The organism is Pseudomonas sp. NFX71 (genome assembly GCF_048079215.1).
GTDB lineage: Bacteria > Pseudomonadota > Gammaproteobacteria > Pseudomonadales > Pseudomonadaceae > Aquipseudomonas > Aquipseudomonas fluorescens_B.
The window spans coordinates 714,261-730,612 of the sequence record NZ_CP182230.1 but is presented as its reverse complement, the minus strand read 5'-3'; the positions used below and the strand labels follow the sequence as shown (position 1 = coordinate 730,612).

The following is a 16,352-nucleotide window of genomic DNA, read 5'->3' as shown; positions in this document are numbered from 1 at the left end:
CAAGCTGACTAACATGTCAGAAAATTCATCCTATGATTGGATGAAAGGGCGAATCCAATGTCAGAAATGTCTCCATTAATTAAGCGATCCCTGGTCGATCAGGCCTTGGACCAATTGCGTCTGCGCATCACCGAAGGTGTCTGGACCGTCGGCCAGCGTCTGCCCACCGAACCCGAGCTGTCTGCAGAGCTGGGCATCAGCCGCAACACCGTGCGCGAGGCCATGCGTGTGTTGGCGTTTTCCGGGTTGATCGAAATCCGCCAGGGTGACGGCAGTTATCTGCGAGCGGTGATCGATCCGCTGGACACCCTGAAAGCGTTGTCACGCTGCTCTCTCGAACAGGCGCGGGAAACACGGCACATCCTTGAAGTCGAGGCCATCGGCCTTGCCGCCCTGCGCAGGACCGACGAAGACCTCATCGAATTACGCAAGGCGCTCAGCGTCAGCGGCGATCATTATCACGGCGATCTCGACAGCTACATCGCTTGCGACCTGGTGTTCCACCGTCGCCTGGTGGACGCCGCGCACAACCCGACCCTCAGCGAGTTGTATCGCTACTTCTCCAGCGTCGTCGGCGCGCAATTGCGCCAGACCTTGAGCATCACGCCGCGCCGTCAGGAAGTGTTCGACCTGCATGTCGACCTGCTCGATGCCGTCGAGCAACGCGACCCGGAACGCGCCAAAGCCCTGTCGAGGCAGTTGATCAATGAACCTTGAAACCGAGAACGCCATGTCCAGCCGCAACAGCCACATCAACGAAGCCAAACGCACGGCGGAGCTCGAAGAGCTGCTGATCGATGCCGAGGCCGATGATGAAGCGGTCCAGCAGAGTCATCCGATCCTGCGGCGTCCGTGGCTGTTGTTACTGGGCCTGATTCTGGTCGCGCTGAACCTGCGCCCGGCGCTGTCGAGCATGGCGCCGATGCTCAGCGAGGTGTCGAAAAGCCTCGGCCTGTCGGCGGCGCAGGCCGGTTTGCTGACGACCTTGCCGGTCCTTTGCCTTGGCTTGTTTGCGCCACTGGCGCCGATCCTGGCGCGGCGTTTCGGCGCTGAACGCGTGGTGTTGGGCATTCTTCTGACGCTGGCGGGTGGGATCATCCTGCGCAGTTCATTCGGCGAAATCGGCCTGTTTGCCGGCAGCGTGCTGGCCGGTGCGAGCATCGGTGTGATCGGCGTTCTGTTGCCGGGCATCGTCAAGCGCGACTTCGCCAAACACGCTGGAACCATGACCGGCGTCTACACCATGGCGTTGTGCCTGGGCGCGGCAATGGCAGCCGGCGCAACCGTTCCATTGAGTGAGCACTTCGACAAGAGCTGGGCGCTGGGCCTCGGCTTCTGGGTGATTCCGGCGCTGGTCGCGGCGATGTTCTGGTTGCCGCAAGTCGGGCACAAACACGGCGCGCACAACGTGGCCTACCGGGTGCGCGGTCTGTTGCGTGACCCGTTGGCCTGGCAGGTGACCTTGTACATGGGCCTGCAATCGTCCCTTGCCTACATCGTGTTCGGCTGGTTGCCATCGATCCTGATCGGTCGCGGCCTGACGCCGACCCAGGCCGGCCTGGTGCTGTCGGGTTCGGTGATCATTCAACTGGCCAGTTCACTGGCGGCACCGTGGCTGGCCACGCGCGGCAAGGATCAGCGCCTGGCGATCGTGATCGTCATGGCGCTGACCCTCGGCGGTCTGTTCGGTTGCCTCTACGCGCCGATCGAAGGCCTGTGGGGCTGGGCGATTCTGCTCGGTCTGGGGCAGGGCGGCACGTTCAGCCTGGCGCTGACCCTGATCGTGTTGCGTTCGCGGGACTCGCACGTGGCGGCGAACCTGTCGAGCATGGCCCAGGGCTTCGGTTACACCCTGGCGTCCATGGGGCCGTTCGCGGTCGGCATCGTGCATGACTGGACCGGCGGCTGGAACGCCATAGGCTGGATCTTCGGCGTAATCGGCCTTGGTGCCATCCTTGCCGGCCTCGGTGCCGGGCGTTCGTTGTACGTGCAGGTGGTCAGCGAAAAGGTCTGACTACAGGTAAACAACGTCCAGGGTCGCCGAGCCGTCGAGCTGCACCTCGGTGCTCAGGTCCAGTTCGGAGGTGGGCGCGATGACCGTTTCAACCGTCACCCGGCTGGTCAGGTTGCGAATGGCAATCGGGCCGGCGCTGCTCCCGGCAATGTCGGTGAATCCGAGATAGCTTCGCGCGCCAATCGGAATGGCCTGGGTGTTCGACGAACTCCAGGCTTTGCCGCCTGTGGTCGAGTCGGTTCGATAGACCTGCGTCAGGTCGTCCACCACCGTGCTGGCCGGATCGAAGTTCAGCGAATACAAGCCGATTTTATTGTTGCTGTGGTCGAGGTTCAGGCCGTAGTAAATCTCGCTGTTGACGAGGGCCGAGCCGTCGCGGTTGTCGCGCATCAGCAGGGCAAAACGCGCGGGCGCATTGCACTGAATGTTGAGGTCGAGCATCTGGTCGCGCAGTCGTGTGCGCTTGTCGACGCTGAGGTCTTGCCGGGAGATTTTTCCGTAGTCGACGAGGCCGTTGTTGGACAGCATCGGGGTGCAGGCGAGCGGGGTGATGGTGCCTTTGACGGTCAAGTCAATGGTGGACGCGGCCCAGGTGTGTTGCGTGGCGCTGATGAGCAGGGTTGTCGCAAGTACGGCGAAGTAATGCTGCATTGTGAAAATCCATTTCGTTGATTTTGTTCAACCGGTGTCAGGCACCCATCGGCGCTGAACCGGTCTTTTTGACCGAAACCGGCATTCGAGCGGCTCAGCGCGTTGACTCAGGGGAGGTACTTGATTTCAAGCGTCATGGAGCCGTCGATGGGCACTTCCTCGTTCAGGGTCAGGCTGTCGGCGCGAGCGATGTAGGTATTGATCCACAGAAGCATTGAGAGATCCTTTACTGCAATGGGTGTGGTGGTACCGATAATGCTTGTTGCCAGAAGCTCATTCGAATTGATGGTGGTGGCGCGGGTCCAGCTTTCTCCGCCATCCGTCGATCGAATGGCGGCCGCACTCAGACCGTCCGCTTGCAGGTTGGCGACAAATGGCCAGAAGTAGCCAAGCTTTTCATCCGCGGGGGTCAGTCCCACGCCAAAAAAAAGAGGGGAAGATATGTTCGTATCGGGTTTATTGTCGATGGACTTCACGGCGAACAGGACCGGTGCATCGCAGTTCACGTTGAACGCCATGTAGTGGTTGCCGACTTCCGTGTTTGCGATTGGATTGAGGTTCTTTGCAGGGACTTTGCCGATGTCGATGTTGCCACCGTCGGCCAGTGTCGGGGTGCACGCGTTCGGGGTGATGAGACCTGTGACTGTCAGGTCTGTCGACGAGGCGGCGAAGGTGAGTGGCGACGTCAGGGCGATGAACGCCATCGTCAGCGCGTGTGGAATCTTTTTCATGGGACAGGTTTCGCTGTGGGTGGTGAGCGGAATCAGTCCTTGCCCGAAGCGTGACCTCGGGCAAGGAGCACGGCTTACAGGTACTTCATTTCAAATGTGGCTGAACCGTCGAAAGCAACATCGTCGGTTAAGGTGAGGCTGTCGGCGCGGGCAATGACGGTTTGAACCATCAATTCCACAGTGAGATCCTTTACGGCGATCGGAATGAGAGTGCCGACAACGCTTGTCGATGTGAGGCTATTCTTAATAATCTGATAGATGCGCGTCCAACTCGCACCGTTATCAATTGATCTGATCGAGTGTGCAGGCTGTCCGTCCGCAAGAGCGCTTTGGATCAATGGCGTGAAGTAACCTATTTTTTCATTATTGCTGGTCAGGCCCAATCCGAAATACAAGTCGGACGCGGATGTCCCTGCTTTGTTATCTATAGCGTTTATTGCAAATGGAGTTGGCGCATCACACGCAACCGTCAATTGCATCGGCTGACTGCCGACTGTTGTGTACCGTGTTGGACTAAGATCTTTTACCTGCACCTTGCCGACATCGACCATTCCCCCGTCGGAAAGCGAAGGTGTACAAGCGTTCGGCGTGATCAGGCCTGTGACAGTCAAATCAGTGCTCGAAGCCGCCAGCGCATAAGGCGCAACGCCAATCAGCGCCGTGGCGGAGAGTGCTGCAAAGTACTTTTTAATCATTGTTTACTCACTTCTCAGGTTGTGCCCTGACTGCCCCGAGACGCTCAGGTGCGTCCCGGATCCAGCAGGATCGGGTTGGGTGTTACAGGTAAATAATCTCGATCGTTCCTGCGCCATCGAGATTGATGGCGCTGCTCAGGTCGAGGCTGTTGGTGGGGGCGATGACGGCGTCGACGGTCACCGTGGTGCTGAGGTTCTGGATCAGCACCGGGCCGGCGCCGCTGCCGGTGTTGTCGGTGAACGCCAGGTAGCGGCTTTTGCCGATGGCGGCCGGGCTGGGGCTGCCGGTGCTCCAGGCCATGCCGGCGGTGCTGGAGTCGGTTCGATAGAGGCGGGCGAAGCCGTCGGCATTGGCGTTGGCCGGGTCCACGCGCAGTGAAAAACGGCCAATCCTGTTGCCGCGGCTGTCCTTGCCCAGGCCGTAGTCGGTCTCGCTGTCGAGCGTCGCTGACCCCGAGCGGTTGTCATGCATGATCAAGGCGAAGGACGCCGGCGCGTCGCAGCCGACCATCAACGTCAACGACTTGGGCGGCAGGCGTGTGTCTTTGTCGGTGTGCAGGTCTTTGTTCGACAGGGTGCCGAAGTCGACCAAGCCGCCGTTGGACAGCACCGGCTCGCAGGCCGCGGGAGCGAAGCGGGCGCGCAAAGTCACCTCGCGGGTGCGTCCGGCGGCGACGGCGTCGAACGCCCCGAAGGCCTCCCAGGTCACCGCGTCACGCACTTGCATGCCTTGCTCTTGAACCCAGGCCGTCAGCTCAAGCTGTGCCGAGAAACTGCGACCCTGCACCGGCACGCCGGCCTGCACCGGGACGACCCCGTGCTTCGGTCGCCAGATCAGGCTCGACGCCGTTTCTGTCGGCAGCTGACCGACCCCGGCAATCAACCCGATCTCGACTGATTGACCATCGAGTACGGCATCGTGAATACGCATCTGATAGCTGCCGCGTTCGGCAAAGTGAAAGCGTTCGGCGGTCGCGGCCATCGCCCGGTAGAACAGGCTCATGTCGATGGGCTGCGCACAGTTCAAGGTCAGGCTGAGCCGGCGTTCACCGAGGTTGCGTTCCGGTGCGGCATCGGGCCGTATCGCCCGGTTCATCAGTCCGTAATCAAGCACCGGCTGGCTCAGGTTGAACTGGCAGTCGTCCGTGGACGCCGAGGCCAGTGGCGTGAATCCGCTCAGTGCCAGGGGCGCGAGGGTCAGCAGCAGATAGCGCGACAGGTTCATGAAATCATCCTCAGAGGGCTCGGCACTTGGCGGGGGCGGTTTCGTAGTACGCATTGGCGTCGGCGTCGGTGGGCAGTTCAAAGCGCAGTTCGCAACGCTCCAGCCCCGGCGCGCTGATCCACAGTGCGCGGCGGTCGAGAGCGTTGGGCAAAAACACCAGGCCGCCGTCCTGCACCAGGGTCACGAACTCGCCATCCTCGGTGTTCACCGCGGCACCGCGCGGCAGGGGGGCGCCGTTGGCGGTGGTGGCCTTGAGCAAGGCACGACGGGTCAGCGTGATGCCGAATTCAACGTTGTCGACGGCGCCGCGACCGGCCGAAATCACCGCCAGCCCGTTATGAATGTCGGCGTTGCGCGGCAGGGTTTTGGTGTCGACTTCCACCGGGCTGTTGCCGTAAGCCGTCACTTGCGGGATCACCGCCTGACCTTGCCAGTCGGTCCACACCGGACCGCTGGGCGTCGACACTTTGATCGAACCCATGTCGCCCACCGACAGCAGCGCAAAGGTGTCGCTCACCGGGTACGGCGATAGCGTCACGCCACCGCCGTGCAATACCGCGCCGCCGCGAGCGCTGGCCTGATAGCTGGAGCGTTCCGCATCGGCGCGGGTGTAATTGAGGTCGAGCTGGGTGTAGCGCGGCAGCAGCGAAACGCCGGCCGTGGATTGCACCTGTTTGTTGCGCGTGTCGTGTTCGACGCCAACCCGGTAACCCAGTTGATCGTTGACCCGCTCACTCAAGCCGACGCCGCTGCGGTATTCGCCGGCGGAACTGCGCACCCAGGTGCGCGCCCGGCGGTTCTCGCCCAGGGGAATGCTGAGGTTCAAGTAGACGCTGTCATCGTTTCGGTTCGAACCGCTGACCTGCCATTCGGCGGTTGCAGAGACGGATACCCCAGCGATGCTGGTGCCCCAGGAGGCGAGGGCGCGGCTGTTGCTTTGGCCGTCGAACGAACTGGACCGGCTGAAGCCGCTGCTGAAGGCGCCGAGCCATGGATGCGACCACGACAGGGCTGCGCTTTGCTGATCGCGGTAACGGGACGGGTTGTGGTCGGCCGTGCTGGCGAGCACCGCCTCTTCCAGTTCCCGGTAGCCCGAGGTTCGGTAAGAACTGCCGGCATTGAGCGCCCACTGCTCGTTCAAACGATGCGAGACACTCAGGTCCGCCTGAAGTCCCTGACTGGTTTGTTTGCCAGCGGCGTCCGCGCCGGTCAGCGTGGCTTGCACCTGGGTGACGGGCGAGGGCAGCAGGCCGACGCTGGCGCCCGCCGCGCGATAGTCGGCGGCGCCGGTCAGGCCCGCGCTGAGCAACACTTGCGGGGTGAGCGCACCGCTCCAGCCGCCGCTGATGACCCAGGGATCGCCACCCTGCGCGTCACCGACACTGCGCACCTGACCGGCGCCCAGCGAATAACCGGGCGCAGGCAAACTGCCTCCCAACATCACGGCAGGCACGGTAAAACTGCGCTCGCTGCCATCGTCTTCCTTGATCGTGACTTCCACGTCGGAGCGCGTGTTGAGCCGCCGCACGTTGGTAAGCGCGAACGGGCCGGCCGGCACCACCGTGGAATGGATCAGCGAACCGTTCTGGCGGACCTCGACCTGGGCCTGACTGTTGGCGATCCCTTCAATGACCGCGCTTTGCCCTTCGACTTGCAGTGCTTGTTCATTCAGCACTTGCACACCGGTGATCTGCGCACCGGCGAGCACCGGGTTGTAGAGGTTGATCTGACCCGCCTGCAGCACCGCTTCCTGGCTGGCGAAAGTACGCTGGGCGTACGCCGCAATATGAGTCGTTGTGGACAGGTCGTCCTGCCAGGTCTGTACCTGACGGCTGCGCACGATCCAGTCACCGGCATTGAAGCCGAGTTCGGTGTTGGCCGAGGCATAGCGGTTGGTGCTGTCGCCAGAACGGCTGTGCAAACCGGTGACGTCATAATTGATCAAACCGGCGACACCACCGGTTTGATAGCCGGAAAAATCCCGGGCAGTGGGGCGTATCGCGTCGGTGGGCACGATCAACGACAGGGCAAGGTTGGCAGGGTCCGGTTCGATGACGGTCTGCGGCGCGCTACCCAGGAAATCGTGGCACTGGCTATCGTCCAGCGTAAGCGCAGGCACCGTAAGGTTCGCCGCATCGAGCAGCGTGCGATCGAAACACAACGCACCTTCGCGATCGAACGTGACGTCGACCCGGCCGTGGCGCTGTCCGTTGACGGTGAGCGTGACCGGGTGGCGGCCGGCCGTGAACTGCGGCGCCTGCATCAGTAACGTCGCCAGCGCCGGATCGATGCCGCGCTGCAGCAACGTGTCTTTGTCGAACGACGCCGGCAGCGACACCTCACCGTAGGCGTCGAGCATCATCAGCGCATTGCTCAGCAGCAACGCCAATGGGGTCCGCCGCCATGGATGAGAGCGAGCGCGGCCCCGAATAACGGGCACGGCTTCGCCGTCACGGTAAATGGATACTGTGGTCATCGGGTTCACTTGGGTTATTGCGGCGTACCGGGATTACAGGTACGCCAGGGGCAACGGCCATTGAGCCGTCGCCTTGAAAACATTGGCGCTTACGGTTTCTTCATGGCGCTGTCAGGACTGGATCGGCGCCTCGTAATGCGGCACCGCGAAGCCATAAACCGTCGCCGGTTGAAAACGCACTTGTGTGGCGGCGCCTTCGGGCACCTTGATGCTGATGTGCTCACCGGGAAGCACGTAGGTTTTCGGCAACATCGCGTTGCTCGCCGCCGGCAACAATTGCACTTCCTGGCCCAGACGGACCACATACGGCGTGTCATTGCGCACGGTCAGTTGACCGTCCTTCAGCGACCATTGCAGGTCGGTCCATGGCGTGCGATTGGGCGCCAGGCCTTTGGGGTGCAGGATCACCGGCAAATTCTGCCGCACCGTCACGCCGACCCGCGCCTGACCCGCCTCGGCGGGTGCTTTGCCCTGGGGTATGCCTTCGAAGATCACCCGTTTCAAACGCTGGGTCAGCAAAGGTTTTTCCGACTGCAGAATGAACCGCACCAATTGAGTTTTGCCCGCTTCGACGCGCGCCAGCGGTGGCGTCACGAACACCAGCGATTCGCTGTCTTCGGCAATGTCTTCGAGGGTGACGTGCATCAACGCCAGGTTGGCATCGGTGTTGGTCACGGACACGGACGCTTCGCCGTCAGCCTCGTTGACGATAACCACCGAGGTGTTCGGCACCATGCCGTCGGCCTGAGCGTGTGCGGTCAGCAGCAGCGCAAATGCGCCGAGGCCGGAATGGAACAGATGACGGGTGACTTTGGAAAACATCGTCATGACGTGTCTCGTTGAATGTTCGAAAAATGGAGCCGGAAACACCGGCCGATCAGTAATTCAGTTGCACAGTGACGTGCCCGTCGATGGGGATTTCGTCGGTCAGCGTCAGGTCGTTCGCGCGAACGATGGTGGTGAACGCCGTAAGCCGTGCGCGTAAATCCTTGATGGCAATCGGGGTGCTCAGGTCGCTAAGCGCCGCGAACCCGGTCCGGCCGGCATGCCCCAGGTAGGAGGACACTCGCCAGGTGGCACCGTTGTTGAGGGAAATGATGGGTTTTACCGCGACCCCATCGGCCACCGTATCGAACAGGCCCAGTGCAACGCTACCCAGGTTCTGGTCGTCGTTGATGGCCCCCAGCCCGTGACTATTGGGGTGGATGGCGGAAGTGCCTTCGCGGTTGTCGATCGTCGTCAGGGTAAACGGCGTGGCGCCATCGCAATTCACCTCCAGGTACAGCGTGCCGTTGTCCAGGGCTGTGGGCTGGTCCGGTCTCAGGTCTTTCACCGTGACTTTGCCGTGGTTGACGATGCCTCCGCCGGACAGGCTGGGTGTGCAGGCGCTCGGGGTGATCAGGCCGGTGACACTCAGGTCGGCGCTGCTGGCGGCGAAGGCCGCGGGGGCGCAGGCGATCAACAGCGGCACCAATAGAGCGAGGGAGCATCTTTCCATGATGGGTCGTCCTTTGAGTGAGCGGGCAACGCTGTGTGCCAGGCGTTGCTCGTTGATGACGGAGGGTTACAGGTACTTGATCTGGAGGGTTGCGGAGCCGTCGAGTGTGACTTCGTCGGTCAGGGTCAGGCTGTTGGCGGGGGCGATGCCGGTACGCACATGGAGATCAAGGTTCAACTCCTTCATCGCGATGGGAGCAATGACGGCACCCGGAGCACCGACACTCCAGATGTTGTTGGCCCCCCAGAATGCCGCAGACCCTTCCTTAAGCCAGGTCTCGCCACCATCAGTGGAGAGAATGGCTTGAGCGTGGGTGCCGTCCGCCATCACATTGCGCGGAACAACGCGAAAGTGGCCCAGCTTTTCGTGGGTATTGATCAGCCCCAGGCCAAAGTAATTGCCCGCAGTGCTTGTGCCTGCACGGTTATCAATCGGGTTTATGGCAAACGGCGTAGCCGCATCGCAGTTCACTGTCATTTGCATGATTATTTCAGGCAAGTAAGTGTGTTTGTCGGGATTGAGGTCTTGTACGGAAAACTTGCCGTGATCGGCGATGCCGCCCCCGGCCAGTACTGGCGTGCATGCATTCGGAGTGATCAGACCTTTCACGGTCAGGTCCGTGCTGGAGGCAGCAAAGGCGGATGAGGAAACGGTCAGCAGCAAGGCAGCGGTCAGAAGGGGTAAACGCTTGTTCATATATGGCTCTTCCTTGATGAACGATGGTTTGGAGTTGCCCTGAGTGGGCAGGGCGCAATCTATCGGTCGAGGTTGCCAGGCGGAATGCAACTAATACGAAAACGGAGGGGCCGGTGTATGAAAGAGTGCTGCGGGTTAAAAATCGCCCTGCTGCGTAGCGTTGTCTGTAGTCCTTCTGTGTCGCCGATGTAGCTTGCAAATGTAGGGCGGTTCTTTTTGTTTCATAGGAGAAAGAACAGGCCCCCGGTTACATTGGGTGAGGTGGCTTTTCGCTCGGAAAAGGGCGTTGTGGTAGGACCCGGACGGCGCTATTTTTCGCGCATTCCAGTCACCAAACAGGATAAATCCGACAATGCGCGTAATCATTGCTGACGACCATCCGGTCGTTCGTATCGGCTTGCGGATGCTCGTCGATCTGAACCGAACATGTGTGGTGGTCGGGGAGGCGGAGGGGCCCGACAGTCTGTCGAGTCTACTGTGCACGACGCCTTGTGATCTGTTGATCACCGACTTTTGCATGCCGGGCAACCTGCAGGCCGACGGGCTGCAGATGCTAAGCCGCTTGCGACGTGGCTACCCGACAACGCCGATCATTCTGGTCACGATGTTTACCAACGTCACCACGCTGAGGGCGGCGTTCGCACAAGGCGTGGTGGCGATCATCGACAAAGGCGCGTCGGCAAAGGAGTTGCCTCTGGCGATCAAATCGGTGGGTGAAGGGCGCCGTTATATCAGCGAGTCATTGCGCACGGCGCTGCTTCAGGCGGACGCTCTGGCTCAGTCGAGTTCCGCCGTGCTTTCCGCAAAAGAGCACGAAGTGGTCAGAATGCTCGCCAGCGGCATGACCGTCAGTGAAATCGCCGGCTACTTCAAACGCAGCGTTTCCACCATCAGCAAACAGAAAAGCATGGCCATGCAGCGTCTGGGTATTTCTACGGATGTGGACCTGTTTGCCTATGCCCGTGAGAGTGGCATGGTGCATTAGGCTTGGGCACACCAGAGGGTATTTGCGCCACGAATGCCGGTAGTGTTCCGGTCATTAGTTGACTATCGTGCAGGCCATTCTACGAAACTCGTTTTTCAAACCAGGGAGCCTGTCCATGAGTGATGCCCACAACGCCTTGATCACCCGGTTCTACGAGGCCTTCCAGCGCCTCGATGCCGAAACCATGAGCGCCTGCTACACCGATGACGTGGTGTTCAGTGACCCGGCGTTCGGCGAATTGCGCGGGCGCGACGCGGGCGACATGTGGCGCATGCTCACCACTCGGGCCAAGGATTTTTCCCTGACCTTCGACAACGTGCGCAGCGATGAACGCACCGGCGGTGCGCATTGGGTGGCGACGTACCTGTTCAGCCAGACCGGCAACACCGTGGTCAACGACATTCAGGCACGCTTTGTGTTTCGCGACGGCAAGATCTGCGAGCATCACGACAGTTTCGATCTGTGGACCTGGTCGCGTCAGGCGCTGGGGTTCAAGGGCCTGCTGCTGGGCTGGACGCCTTTGGTGAGAAACGCCGTTCGCGCTCAGGCGTTGAAGGGGCTGAAGGCATTTCAGGCCAGTCGCTGATAAGATCGCGGCTTGTTTCCTTTCAAGCCTTGATCGTCACGTGAACAACCCGAGCGAATCTTCCGTTCTTGCCGCCGAACCGCTGCCCGTCAGCAAACCCTGGTTTGTCTACCTCGTTCGTGCGGAGAATGGTTCGCTCTATTGCGGGATCAGCGACGATCCCGTCCGCCGCTTTGCCACTCACCAGAGCGGCAAAGGCGCGCGATTTTTCCTTTCCAGTCCGGCCGTGGCGTTGGTCTATACCGAAGTCTGTCGCGATAAAAGCGAAGCGCTGCGCCAGGAGCGGCTGATCAAAAAACTCAAGAAAAGCGCCAAGGAATGCCTGGTGGCGACGTTTGCTGCCGGCTTATCAATCTGAGTGATAAGTTCCCATCAGGCGGATGGGTGGGATGCTCGCTGAATGCGCGTTAAGCTGCGGCTTCATTTTCCGTGCGGCGGAGCCGAGCATGTCAGAGTTGATTCTTCATCATTACCCGACGTCCCTTTTCGCCGAAAAGGCCCGCTTGCTGCTGGGCTTCAAGGGGTTGTCCTGGCGCTCGGTGAACATTTCGCCGGTGATGCCGAAGCCTGATCTGACGGCCCTGACTGGCGGCTATCGCAAGACCCCGGTGTTGCAGATTGGCGCTGATATTTATTGCGACACCGCGCTGATCGCCCGTCGTCTGGAGCAGGAAAAAGCCCTGCCGGCGTTCTTCCCGGAAGGTCAGGAAATGATCGCGGCGACCTTCGCCGCCTGGGCCGATTCGGTGGTGTTCCAGCATGCGGTCAGCCTGGTGTTTCAACCGGAATCGATTGCCGTGCGCTTCGGCAATATGCCACCGGAAGCGATCAAGGCGTTCATCGCCGATCGCGCCGGTCTGTTTAGCGGTGGCAGCGCTACCCGGTTGTCCGCTGAGCAAGCCCGGCATCAATGGCCGACGATCATGGGGCGCCTGGAGCAACAGCTTCAGCGCGAGCAGGGTGATTTCCTGTTAGGCGAGCCATCGATTGCCGACTTTGCCCTGGCTCATTGTCTGTGGTTCCTCAAGGCTACGCCGGTGACCGCGCCGTTGGTCGATGCTTATCCGGCGGTTTCCGCGTGGTTGGGACGGGTGATGGGCTTCGGTCATGGCGCGTCCAGCGAAATGACGTCCGAAGAGGCGCTGGACGTGGCGCGCAATGCGACACCGGCCGCGTTGCCGGATGAGCAGTTTGATGAACCGAATGGTTTTGAGGCGGGTCAGCAGGTGGTCATCGCCGCGACCGATTATGGCGTTGATCCGGTGGCCGGGGAGTTGTTGTTTGCGGGCAGGGAAGAATTGATTCTGCGTCGTGAAGACGAACGTGGCGGCGTGGTGCATGTGCACTTTCCGCGGTTTGGGTTCAGCATCGAAAAAAGCTGATAAACCACACACACCTGTGGCGAGGGCGCTTGCTCCCGCAGGACTGCGCAGCAGGCCCAACTATTTTGTAAGCGCTGCGCACTCAAGCGGGAGCAAGCGCCCTCGCCACAGGGGATTTGGTGAGGGCAGTCGGGTTATTTGAGGGCTGCCAGGATTGCATCCGGGTCATACCCGCGAATCAACGTCCCGTTCACATCGATGATCGGAATCCCACCGCCACCCAGCGCTTCATAAGCCTTGCGCGCCTCGGCATCTTTCTCGATGTCGAACTCCCTGTATGGAATACCTTTCTGGTCAAGAAAGCGCCGGGTCAGTTTGCAGTAACCACACCACTCGGTGGCGTAGAGCACGACACTGGCCTTTGCCTGTGTTTGCTCCGATACCACCTGCGAGGGGGTGAACACCCGCTCGATCTTGCCCCAGTTCTGATAGACCACGACCACCAGCAGGATCAGCAGGAATTTCTTCAGTACGCTGCCGAGCATCAGTTGCGTCGCTTGAGCTGGTCAGTCAGCTGGGTGGGCAGGCCTTTGATGATCAGCGTGCCGGCTTCTTCGTCGTATTCGATCTTCGAGCCCAGCAGGTGCGCTTCGAAGCTGATCGACAAGCCTTCGGCGCGGCCAGTGAAGCGGCGGAACTGGTTCAGGGTGCGTTTATCCGCCGGAATCTCGGGCGACAGGCCGTAGTCCTTGTTGCGAATGTGATCGTAGAAAGCCTTCGGGCGTTCTTCGTCGATCAGCTCCGACAGCTCTTCGAGGCCCATGGGCTCGCCCATTTTGGCCTGGCTGCTGGCGTAGTCCACCAGGGTCTTGGTTTTCTCGCGGGCGGACTCTTCCGGCAGGTCTTCGCTTTCGACGAAATCGCTGAAGGCCTTGAGCAGAGTGCGGGTTTCGCCCGGGCCGTCGACCCCTTCCTGACAGCCGATGAAGTCGCGGAAGTACTCCGAAACCTTTTTCCCGTTCTTGCCTTTGATGAACGAAATGTACTGCTTGGACTGCTTGTTGTTCTGCCACTCGGAGATGTTGATCCGCGCCGCCAGGTGCAATTGCCCCAGGTCGAGGTGGCGGGACGGTGTCACGTCCAGCTGATCGGTCACTGCAACGCCTTCACTGTGGTGCAGCAGCGCGATCGCCAGGTAATCGGTCATGCCCTGCTGGTAATGCGCAAACAGCACGTGGCCGCCCACAGAGAGGTTCGATTCTTCCATCAGCTTTTGCAGGTGTTCCACCGCCACACGGCTGAACGCCGTGAAATCCTTGCCACCGTCGAGGTATTCCTTCAGCCAGCCGCTGAACGGATGCGCCCCGGACTCGGCATGGAAAAAACCCCAGGCCTTGCCTTGCTTGGCGTTGTAGCTCTCGTTGAGGTCGGCAAGCATGTTCTCGATGGCGCTGGACTCGGCCAGTTCCGAATCACGAGCGTGGAGAACTGCGGGCGTGCCGTCGGGTTTTTTGTCGATCAGGTGGACGATGCAATGACGGATCGGCATGGGCTTCTCGGCTGTTTGAAGCGGCTGGTTGGAGAGAGCAGGGCAGGCTCCCGAAAAAGTGCCAAGTGTACCGCAACCACTGGTTTTGGCGCGGTGCGAACGACAATTCGCAGTCGTCTGGCGGGCCTTGTGCGTTTTTTTCCTGTTTTAGAGCAATAAAGCTGACCAAATGGGTAGCTAGAGGCGGATATTTCCCCGTCTCTGTGCTAGTTTTGCCCCGTCTTACGCGAAGTCACTGCGTTAAGCGTGCATTCAGCATTTGTCAGGTCGAACCAAACCCTGATTTCGGTATCTATAACCCCGATCCCGTGGTTATTGGCCGAGGGTGCCAGATCCAGAAGATCGGGCTCGATGGCTGACACTGCACTCTGCAATCCATATGAATTTGATAGGGAAGGAACACTACATGGCTCTTACTAAAGACCAACTGATCGCCGACATCGCTGAAGCTATCGACGCGCCAAAAACCACCGCGCGTAACGCTCTGGACCAACTGGGCCAAATCGTTGCCGATCAGCTGGAAAACGGCGGCGAAATCACTCTGCCAGGTATCGGCAAACTGAAAGTGACTGAGCGTCCTGCCCGTACCGGCCGCAACCCTTCGACTGGCGCTGCCATCGAAATCGCTGCCAAGAAAGTTATCAAGCTGGTTGTGGCCAAAGGCCTGACCGACGCTGTTAACAAGTAAGACGCAGTAAAAAAAAGCCGTGCTCCGGAGCGATCCGGGCACGGTTTTTTTGTGCCTTGAATTCTTCAAACACCGCAGATCCCTGTGGGGGCGGGCTTCGCTCCCACAGGTTCATCACAGGGCTGGAGTATTCAGTTAGCTTTTCTTTATCCAGCGCTCGCGCCACACCTGCTGTTCGGATTTGGTCTGGAAGGTCCAGGCAACGAAGCGGCTTTGCTTCTGGCCCTGGGACATTTCCACGACCTGGCTTTCCAGCACGCCGGCCTTTTTAAGCGCCGTCTGAATCGCCGGAAGGTTCGAGGCTTTCGAGACCAGGGTGCTGAACCACAGCACTTTGTGCTGGAAATGCGCGCTCTCGGCGATCAGTTGCGTCACAAAACGCGCTTCGCCGCCTTCACACCACAATTCCGCCGATTGCCCGCCGAAGTTCAACACCGGCAGTTTGCGTTTCGGGTCGGCGCGGCCCAGTGCACGCCATTTGCGCTCGCTGCCTTTGGTCGCTTCGTCCATCGAGGCGTGGAACGGCGGGTTGCACATGGTCAGGTCGAAACGTTCGCCGGGTTCGAGCAAGCCCAGCAGAATGTGCTTGGGGTTAGTCTGCTGGCGTAATTGGATGGCCTTGTTCAGCCCGTTGGACTGGACGATGGCTTTGGCGGCAGCCACGGCCGTCGGGTCGATTTCCGAGCCGAGGAAGTGCCAGCGGTAGTCGCTGTAGCCGATCAACGGGTAGACGCAGTTGGCGCCCATGCCGATATCGAGCACCTTGACCGGCGCGCCACGCGGGATTTCGCCGTCGTTGACGCTGGCCAGCAGGTCGGCCAGGAAATGCACGTAATCGGCACGGCCCGGCACCGGCGGGCAGAGGTAATCCGCCGGAATGTCCCAGTGAGCAATGCCATAGAACGACTTGAGCAGCGCCCGGTTGAACACCCGCACCGCGTCCGGGCTGGCGAAGTCGATGCTTTCCTTGCCATACGGATTGATGATCACGAACTTCGCCAGTTCCGGCGTGGTTTTGATCAGCGCCGGGAAGTCGTAACGACCTTGATGGCGATTGCGCGGGTGCAGGCTGGCCTTTTCACGCGGTTCCACGGTTTTGGCCGGGGTGGCGGAGTCAGGCTTCTTGCGCGCAGGGCGGGGTGTGCGGGGGGCAGTCATGGGCGTGGTCGATTCGGGTATGGCTAAAAGTGGCGGGTATTGTCCCACATCCAGCTGTTGTGAACGCAATTGTGAATA

Annotated in this window: 18 protein-coding genes; 7 read left to right on the top strand and 11 right to left on the bottom strand. The window is 60.4% G+C overall.

All coding sequences use genetic code 11. From position 1 onward, the window contains the following. The first annotated feature begins 57 nt into the window (after positions 1 to 57). Together ACM1ZW_RS03315 and ACM1ZW_RS03310 are read left to right on the top strand one after the other, a co-directional pair. The gene (locus ACM1ZW_RS03315) at positions 58 to 717 is read left to right on the top strand and encodes a FadR/GntR family transcriptional regulator (RefSeq protein WP_017340655.1); all 660 of its coding nucleotides are present in this window, start codon (positions 58 to 60) and stop codon (positions 715 to 717) included. Then, positions 707 to 2,014, top strand: coding sequence for a CynX/NimT family MFS transporter (locus ACM1ZW_RS03310; protein WP_017340654.1), 1,308 nt, complete (start codon positions 707 to 709; stop codon positions 2,012 to 2,014). The genes ACM1ZW_RS03315 and ACM1ZW_RS03310 overlap by 11 nt, the downstream gene beginning before the upstream one ends. Here the strand turns inward: ACM1ZW_RS03310 and ACM1ZW_RS03305 are convergent, their stop codons facing one another. The 8 genes from ACM1ZW_RS03305 to ACM1ZW_RS03270 all read right to left on the bottom strand — a co-directional run bounded on the left by ACM1ZW_RS03305 (position 2,015) and on the right by ACM1ZW_RS03270 (position 9,986). Continuing rightward, positions 2,015 to 2,665 (bottom strand): DUF1120 domain-containing protein, encoded by a 651-nt coding sequence (locus tag ACM1ZW_RS03305; protein WP_416740158.1) that lies wholly within the window; start codon positions 2,663 to 2,665, stop codon positions 2,015 to 2,017. Positions 2,666 to 2,772: 107 nt separating this feature from the next. Further along, positions 2,773 to 3,396: a DUF1120 domain-containing protein gene (locus ACM1ZW_RS03300; RefSeq protein WP_416740157.1), complete on the bottom strand. Its 624-nt coding sequence runs from the start codon at positions 3,394 to 3,396 to the stop codon at positions 2,773 to 2,775. A gap of 74 nt (positions 3,397 to 3,470) precedes the next feature. Further along, positions 3,471 to 4,091, bottom strand: coding sequence for a DUF1120 domain-containing protein (locus tag ACM1ZW_RS03295; protein ID WP_414880551.1), 621 nt, complete (start codon positions 4,089 to 4,091; stop codon positions 3,471 to 3,473). Between the two features lie 82 nt (positions 4,092 to 4,173). Beyond that, a complete protein-coding gene (locus tag ACM1ZW_RS03290; protein ID WP_416740156.1) occupies positions 4,174 to 5,316 on the bottom strand; it encodes a DUF1120 domain-containing protein in 1,143 nt (380 codons plus the stop codon). Between the two features lie 10 nt (positions 5,317 to 5,326). Beyond that, positions 5,327 to 7,792, bottom strand: a complete 2,466-nt coding sequence (locus ACM1ZW_RS03285; RefSeq protein WP_416740155.1) for a fimbria/pilus outer membrane usher protein — start codon at positions 7,790 to 7,792, stop codon at positions 5,327 to 5,329. A gap of 111 nt (positions 7,793 to 7,903) precedes the next feature. Then, entirely contained in the window at positions 7,904 to 8,620 is a 717-nt protein-coding gene (locus ACM1ZW_RS03280; RefSeq protein ID WP_017340648.1) for a fimbria/pilus chaperone family protein, read from the bottom strand. A 49-nt stretch (positions 8,621 to 8,669) separates the two neighbouring features. Beyond that, positions 8,670 to 9,290, bottom strand: coding sequence for a DUF1120 domain-containing protein (locus tag ACM1ZW_RS03275; RefSeq protein WP_414884198.1), 621 nt, complete (start codon positions 9,288 to 9,290; stop codon positions 8,670 to 8,672). Positions 9,291 to 9,356: 66 nt separating this feature from the next. After that, positions 9,357 to 9,986, bottom strand: a complete 630-nt coding sequence (locus ACM1ZW_RS03270) for a DUF1120 domain-containing protein (RefSeq protein ID WP_414884199.1) — start codon at positions 9,984 to 9,986, stop codon at positions 9,357 to 9,359. Positions 9,987 to 10,338: 352 nt separating this feature from the next. Between ACM1ZW_RS03270 and ACM1ZW_RS03265 the strand changes: the two genes are divergently transcribed. The 4 genes from ACM1ZW_RS03265 to ACM1ZW_RS03250 all read left to right on the top strand — a co-directional run bounded on the left by ACM1ZW_RS03265 (position 10,339) and on the right by ACM1ZW_RS03250 (position 12,939). Beyond that, positions 10,339 to 10,971, top strand: a complete 633-nt coding sequence (locus ACM1ZW_RS03265; RefSeq protein ID WP_416740154.1) for a response regulator — start codon at positions 10,339 to 10,341, stop codon at positions 10,969 to 10,971. A 115-nt stretch (positions 10,972 to 11,086) separates the two neighbouring features. Beyond that, positions 11,087 to 11,557 carry a nuclear transport factor 2 family protein gene (locus ACM1ZW_RS03260; RefSeq protein WP_416740153.1) on the top strand — a complete coding sequence of 157 codons (471 nt, stop codon included), beginning with the start codon at positions 11,087 to 11,089 and terminating at the stop codon, positions 11,555 to 11,557. A 40-nt stretch (positions 11,558 to 11,597) separates the two neighbouring features. Continuing rightward, positions 11,598 to 11,915 (top strand): GIY-YIG nuclease family protein, encoded by a 318-nt coding sequence (locus tag ACM1ZW_RS03255; RefSeq protein ID WP_017340643.1) that lies wholly within the window; start codon positions 11,598 to 11,600, stop codon positions 11,913 to 11,915. Between the two features lie 88 nt (positions 11,916 to 12,003). Next, entirely contained in the window at positions 12,004 to 12,939 is a 936-nt protein-coding gene (locus ACM1ZW_RS03250; RefSeq protein ID WP_031319108.1) for a glutathione S-transferase family protein, read from the top strand. Positions 12,940 to 13,073: 134 nt separating this feature from the next. On the opposite strand, the gene ACM1ZW_RS03245 is transcribed toward ACM1ZW_RS03250, so the two are convergent. Together ACM1ZW_RS03245 and yejK are read right to left on the bottom strand one after the other, a co-directional pair. Next, positions 13,074 to 13,424, bottom strand: coding sequence for a glutaredoxin family protein (locus ACM1ZW_RS03245; protein WP_414884200.1), 351 nt, complete (start codon positions 13,422 to 13,424; stop codon positions 13,074 to 13,076). Continuing rightward, positions 13,424 to 14,428 (bottom strand): nucleoid-associated protein YejK, encoded by a 1,005-nt coding sequence (gene yejK, locus ACM1ZW_RS03240; protein ID WP_017340640.1) that lies wholly within the window; start codon positions 14,426 to 14,428, stop codon positions 13,424 to 13,426. The genes ACM1ZW_RS03245 and yejK overlap by 1 nt, the downstream gene beginning before the upstream one ends. A gap of 406 nt (positions 14,429 to 14,834) precedes the next feature. Here yejK and ACM1ZW_RS03235 point away from each other — a divergent pair, with 406 nt between their 5' ends. Continuing rightward, positions 14,835 to 15,116, top strand: a complete 282-nt coding sequence (locus tag ACM1ZW_RS03235; protein ID WP_007905514.1) for an HU family DNA-binding protein — start codon at positions 14,835 to 14,837, stop codon at positions 15,114 to 15,116. 135 nt (positions 15,117 to 15,251) lie between these two features. On the opposite strand, the gene rlmF is transcribed toward ACM1ZW_RS03235, so the two are convergent. Beyond that, complete coding sequence (gene rlmF / locus ACM1ZW_RS03230; protein WP_414880555.1) at positions 15,252 to 16,274, bottom strand: 23S rRNA (adenine(1618)-N(6))-methyltransferase RlmF; 1,023 nt, start codon at positions 16,272 to 16,274, stop codon at positions 15,252 to 15,254. Positions 16,275 to 16,352 lie beyond the last annotated feature (78 nt).

What these genes read in the sequence shown, in the direction of transcription:
- ACM1ZW_RS03270 (WP_414884199.1), bottom strand. Translation starts at nt 9,986, where the DNA reads ATGAACAAGCGTTTACCCCTTCTGACCGCTGCCTTGCTGCTGACCGTT.
- ACM1ZW_RS03245 (WP_414884200.1), bottom strand. Translation starts at nt 13,424, where the DNA reads ATGCTCGGCAGCGTACTGAAGAAATTCCTGCTGATCCTGCTGGTGGTC.
- ACM1ZW_RS03250 (WP_031319108.1), top strand. Translation starts at nt 12,004, where the DNA reads ATGTCAGAGTTGATTCTTCATCATTACCCGACGTCCCTTTTCGCCGAA.
- ACM1ZW_RS03300 (WP_416740157.1), bottom strand. Translation starts at nt 3,396, where the DNA reads ATGAAAAAGATTCCACACGCGCTGACGATGGCGTTCATCGCCCTGACG.
- rlmF (WP_414880555.1), bottom strand. Translation starts at nt 16,274, where the DNA reads ATGACTGCCCCCCGCACACCCCGCCCTGCGCGCAAGAAGCCTGACTCC.
- ACM1ZW_RS03235 (WP_007905514.1), top strand. Translation starts at nt 14,835, where the DNA reads ATGGCTCTTACTAAAGACCAACTGATCGCCGACATCGCTGAAGCTATC.
- ACM1ZW_RS03265 (WP_416740154.1), top strand. Translation starts at nt 10,339, where the DNA reads ATGCGCGTAATCATTGCTGACGACCATCCGGTCGTTCGTATCGGCTTG.
- ACM1ZW_RS03275 (WP_414884198.1), bottom strand. Translation starts at nt 9,290, where the DNA reads ATGGAAAGATGCTCCCTCGCTCTATTGGTGCCGCTGTTGATCGCCTGC.
- ACM1ZW_RS03295 (WP_414880551.1), bottom strand. Translation starts at nt 4,091, where the DNA reads ATGATTAAAAAGTACTTTGCAGCACTCTCCGCCACGGCGCTGATTGGC.
- ACM1ZW_RS03315 (WP_017340655.1), top strand. Translation starts at nt 58, where the DNA reads ATGTCAGAAATGTCTCCATTAATTAAGCGATCCCTGGTCGATCAGGCC.
- ACM1ZW_RS03260 (WP_416740153.1), top strand. Translation starts at nt 11,087, where the DNA reads ATGAGTGATGCCCACAACGCCTTGATCACCCGGTTCTACGAGGCCTTC.
- ACM1ZW_RS03310 (WP_017340654.1), top strand. Translation starts at nt 707, where the DNA reads ATGAACCTTGAAACCGAGAACGCCATGTCCAGCCGCAACAGCCACATC.
- yejK (WP_017340640.1), bottom strand. Translation starts at nt 14,428, where the DNA reads ATGCCGATCCGTCATTGCATCGTCCACCTGATCGACAAAAAACCCGAC.
- ACM1ZW_RS03290 (WP_416740156.1), bottom strand. Translation starts at nt 5,316, where the DNA reads ATGAACCTGTCGCGCTATCTGCTGCTGACCCTCGCGCCCCTGGCACTG.
- ACM1ZW_RS03280 (WP_017340648.1), bottom strand. Translation starts at nt 8,620, where the DNA reads ATGACGATGTTTTCCAAAGTCACCCGTCATCTGTTCCATTCCGGCCTC.
- ACM1ZW_RS03305 (WP_416740158.1), bottom strand. Translation starts at nt 2,665, where the DNA reads ATGCAGCATTACTTCGCCGTACTTGCGACAACCCTGCTCATCAGCGCC.
- ACM1ZW_RS03285 (WP_416740155.1), bottom strand. Translation starts at nt 7,792, where the DNA reads ATGACCACAGTATCCATTTACCGTGACGGCGAAGCCGTGCCCGTTATT.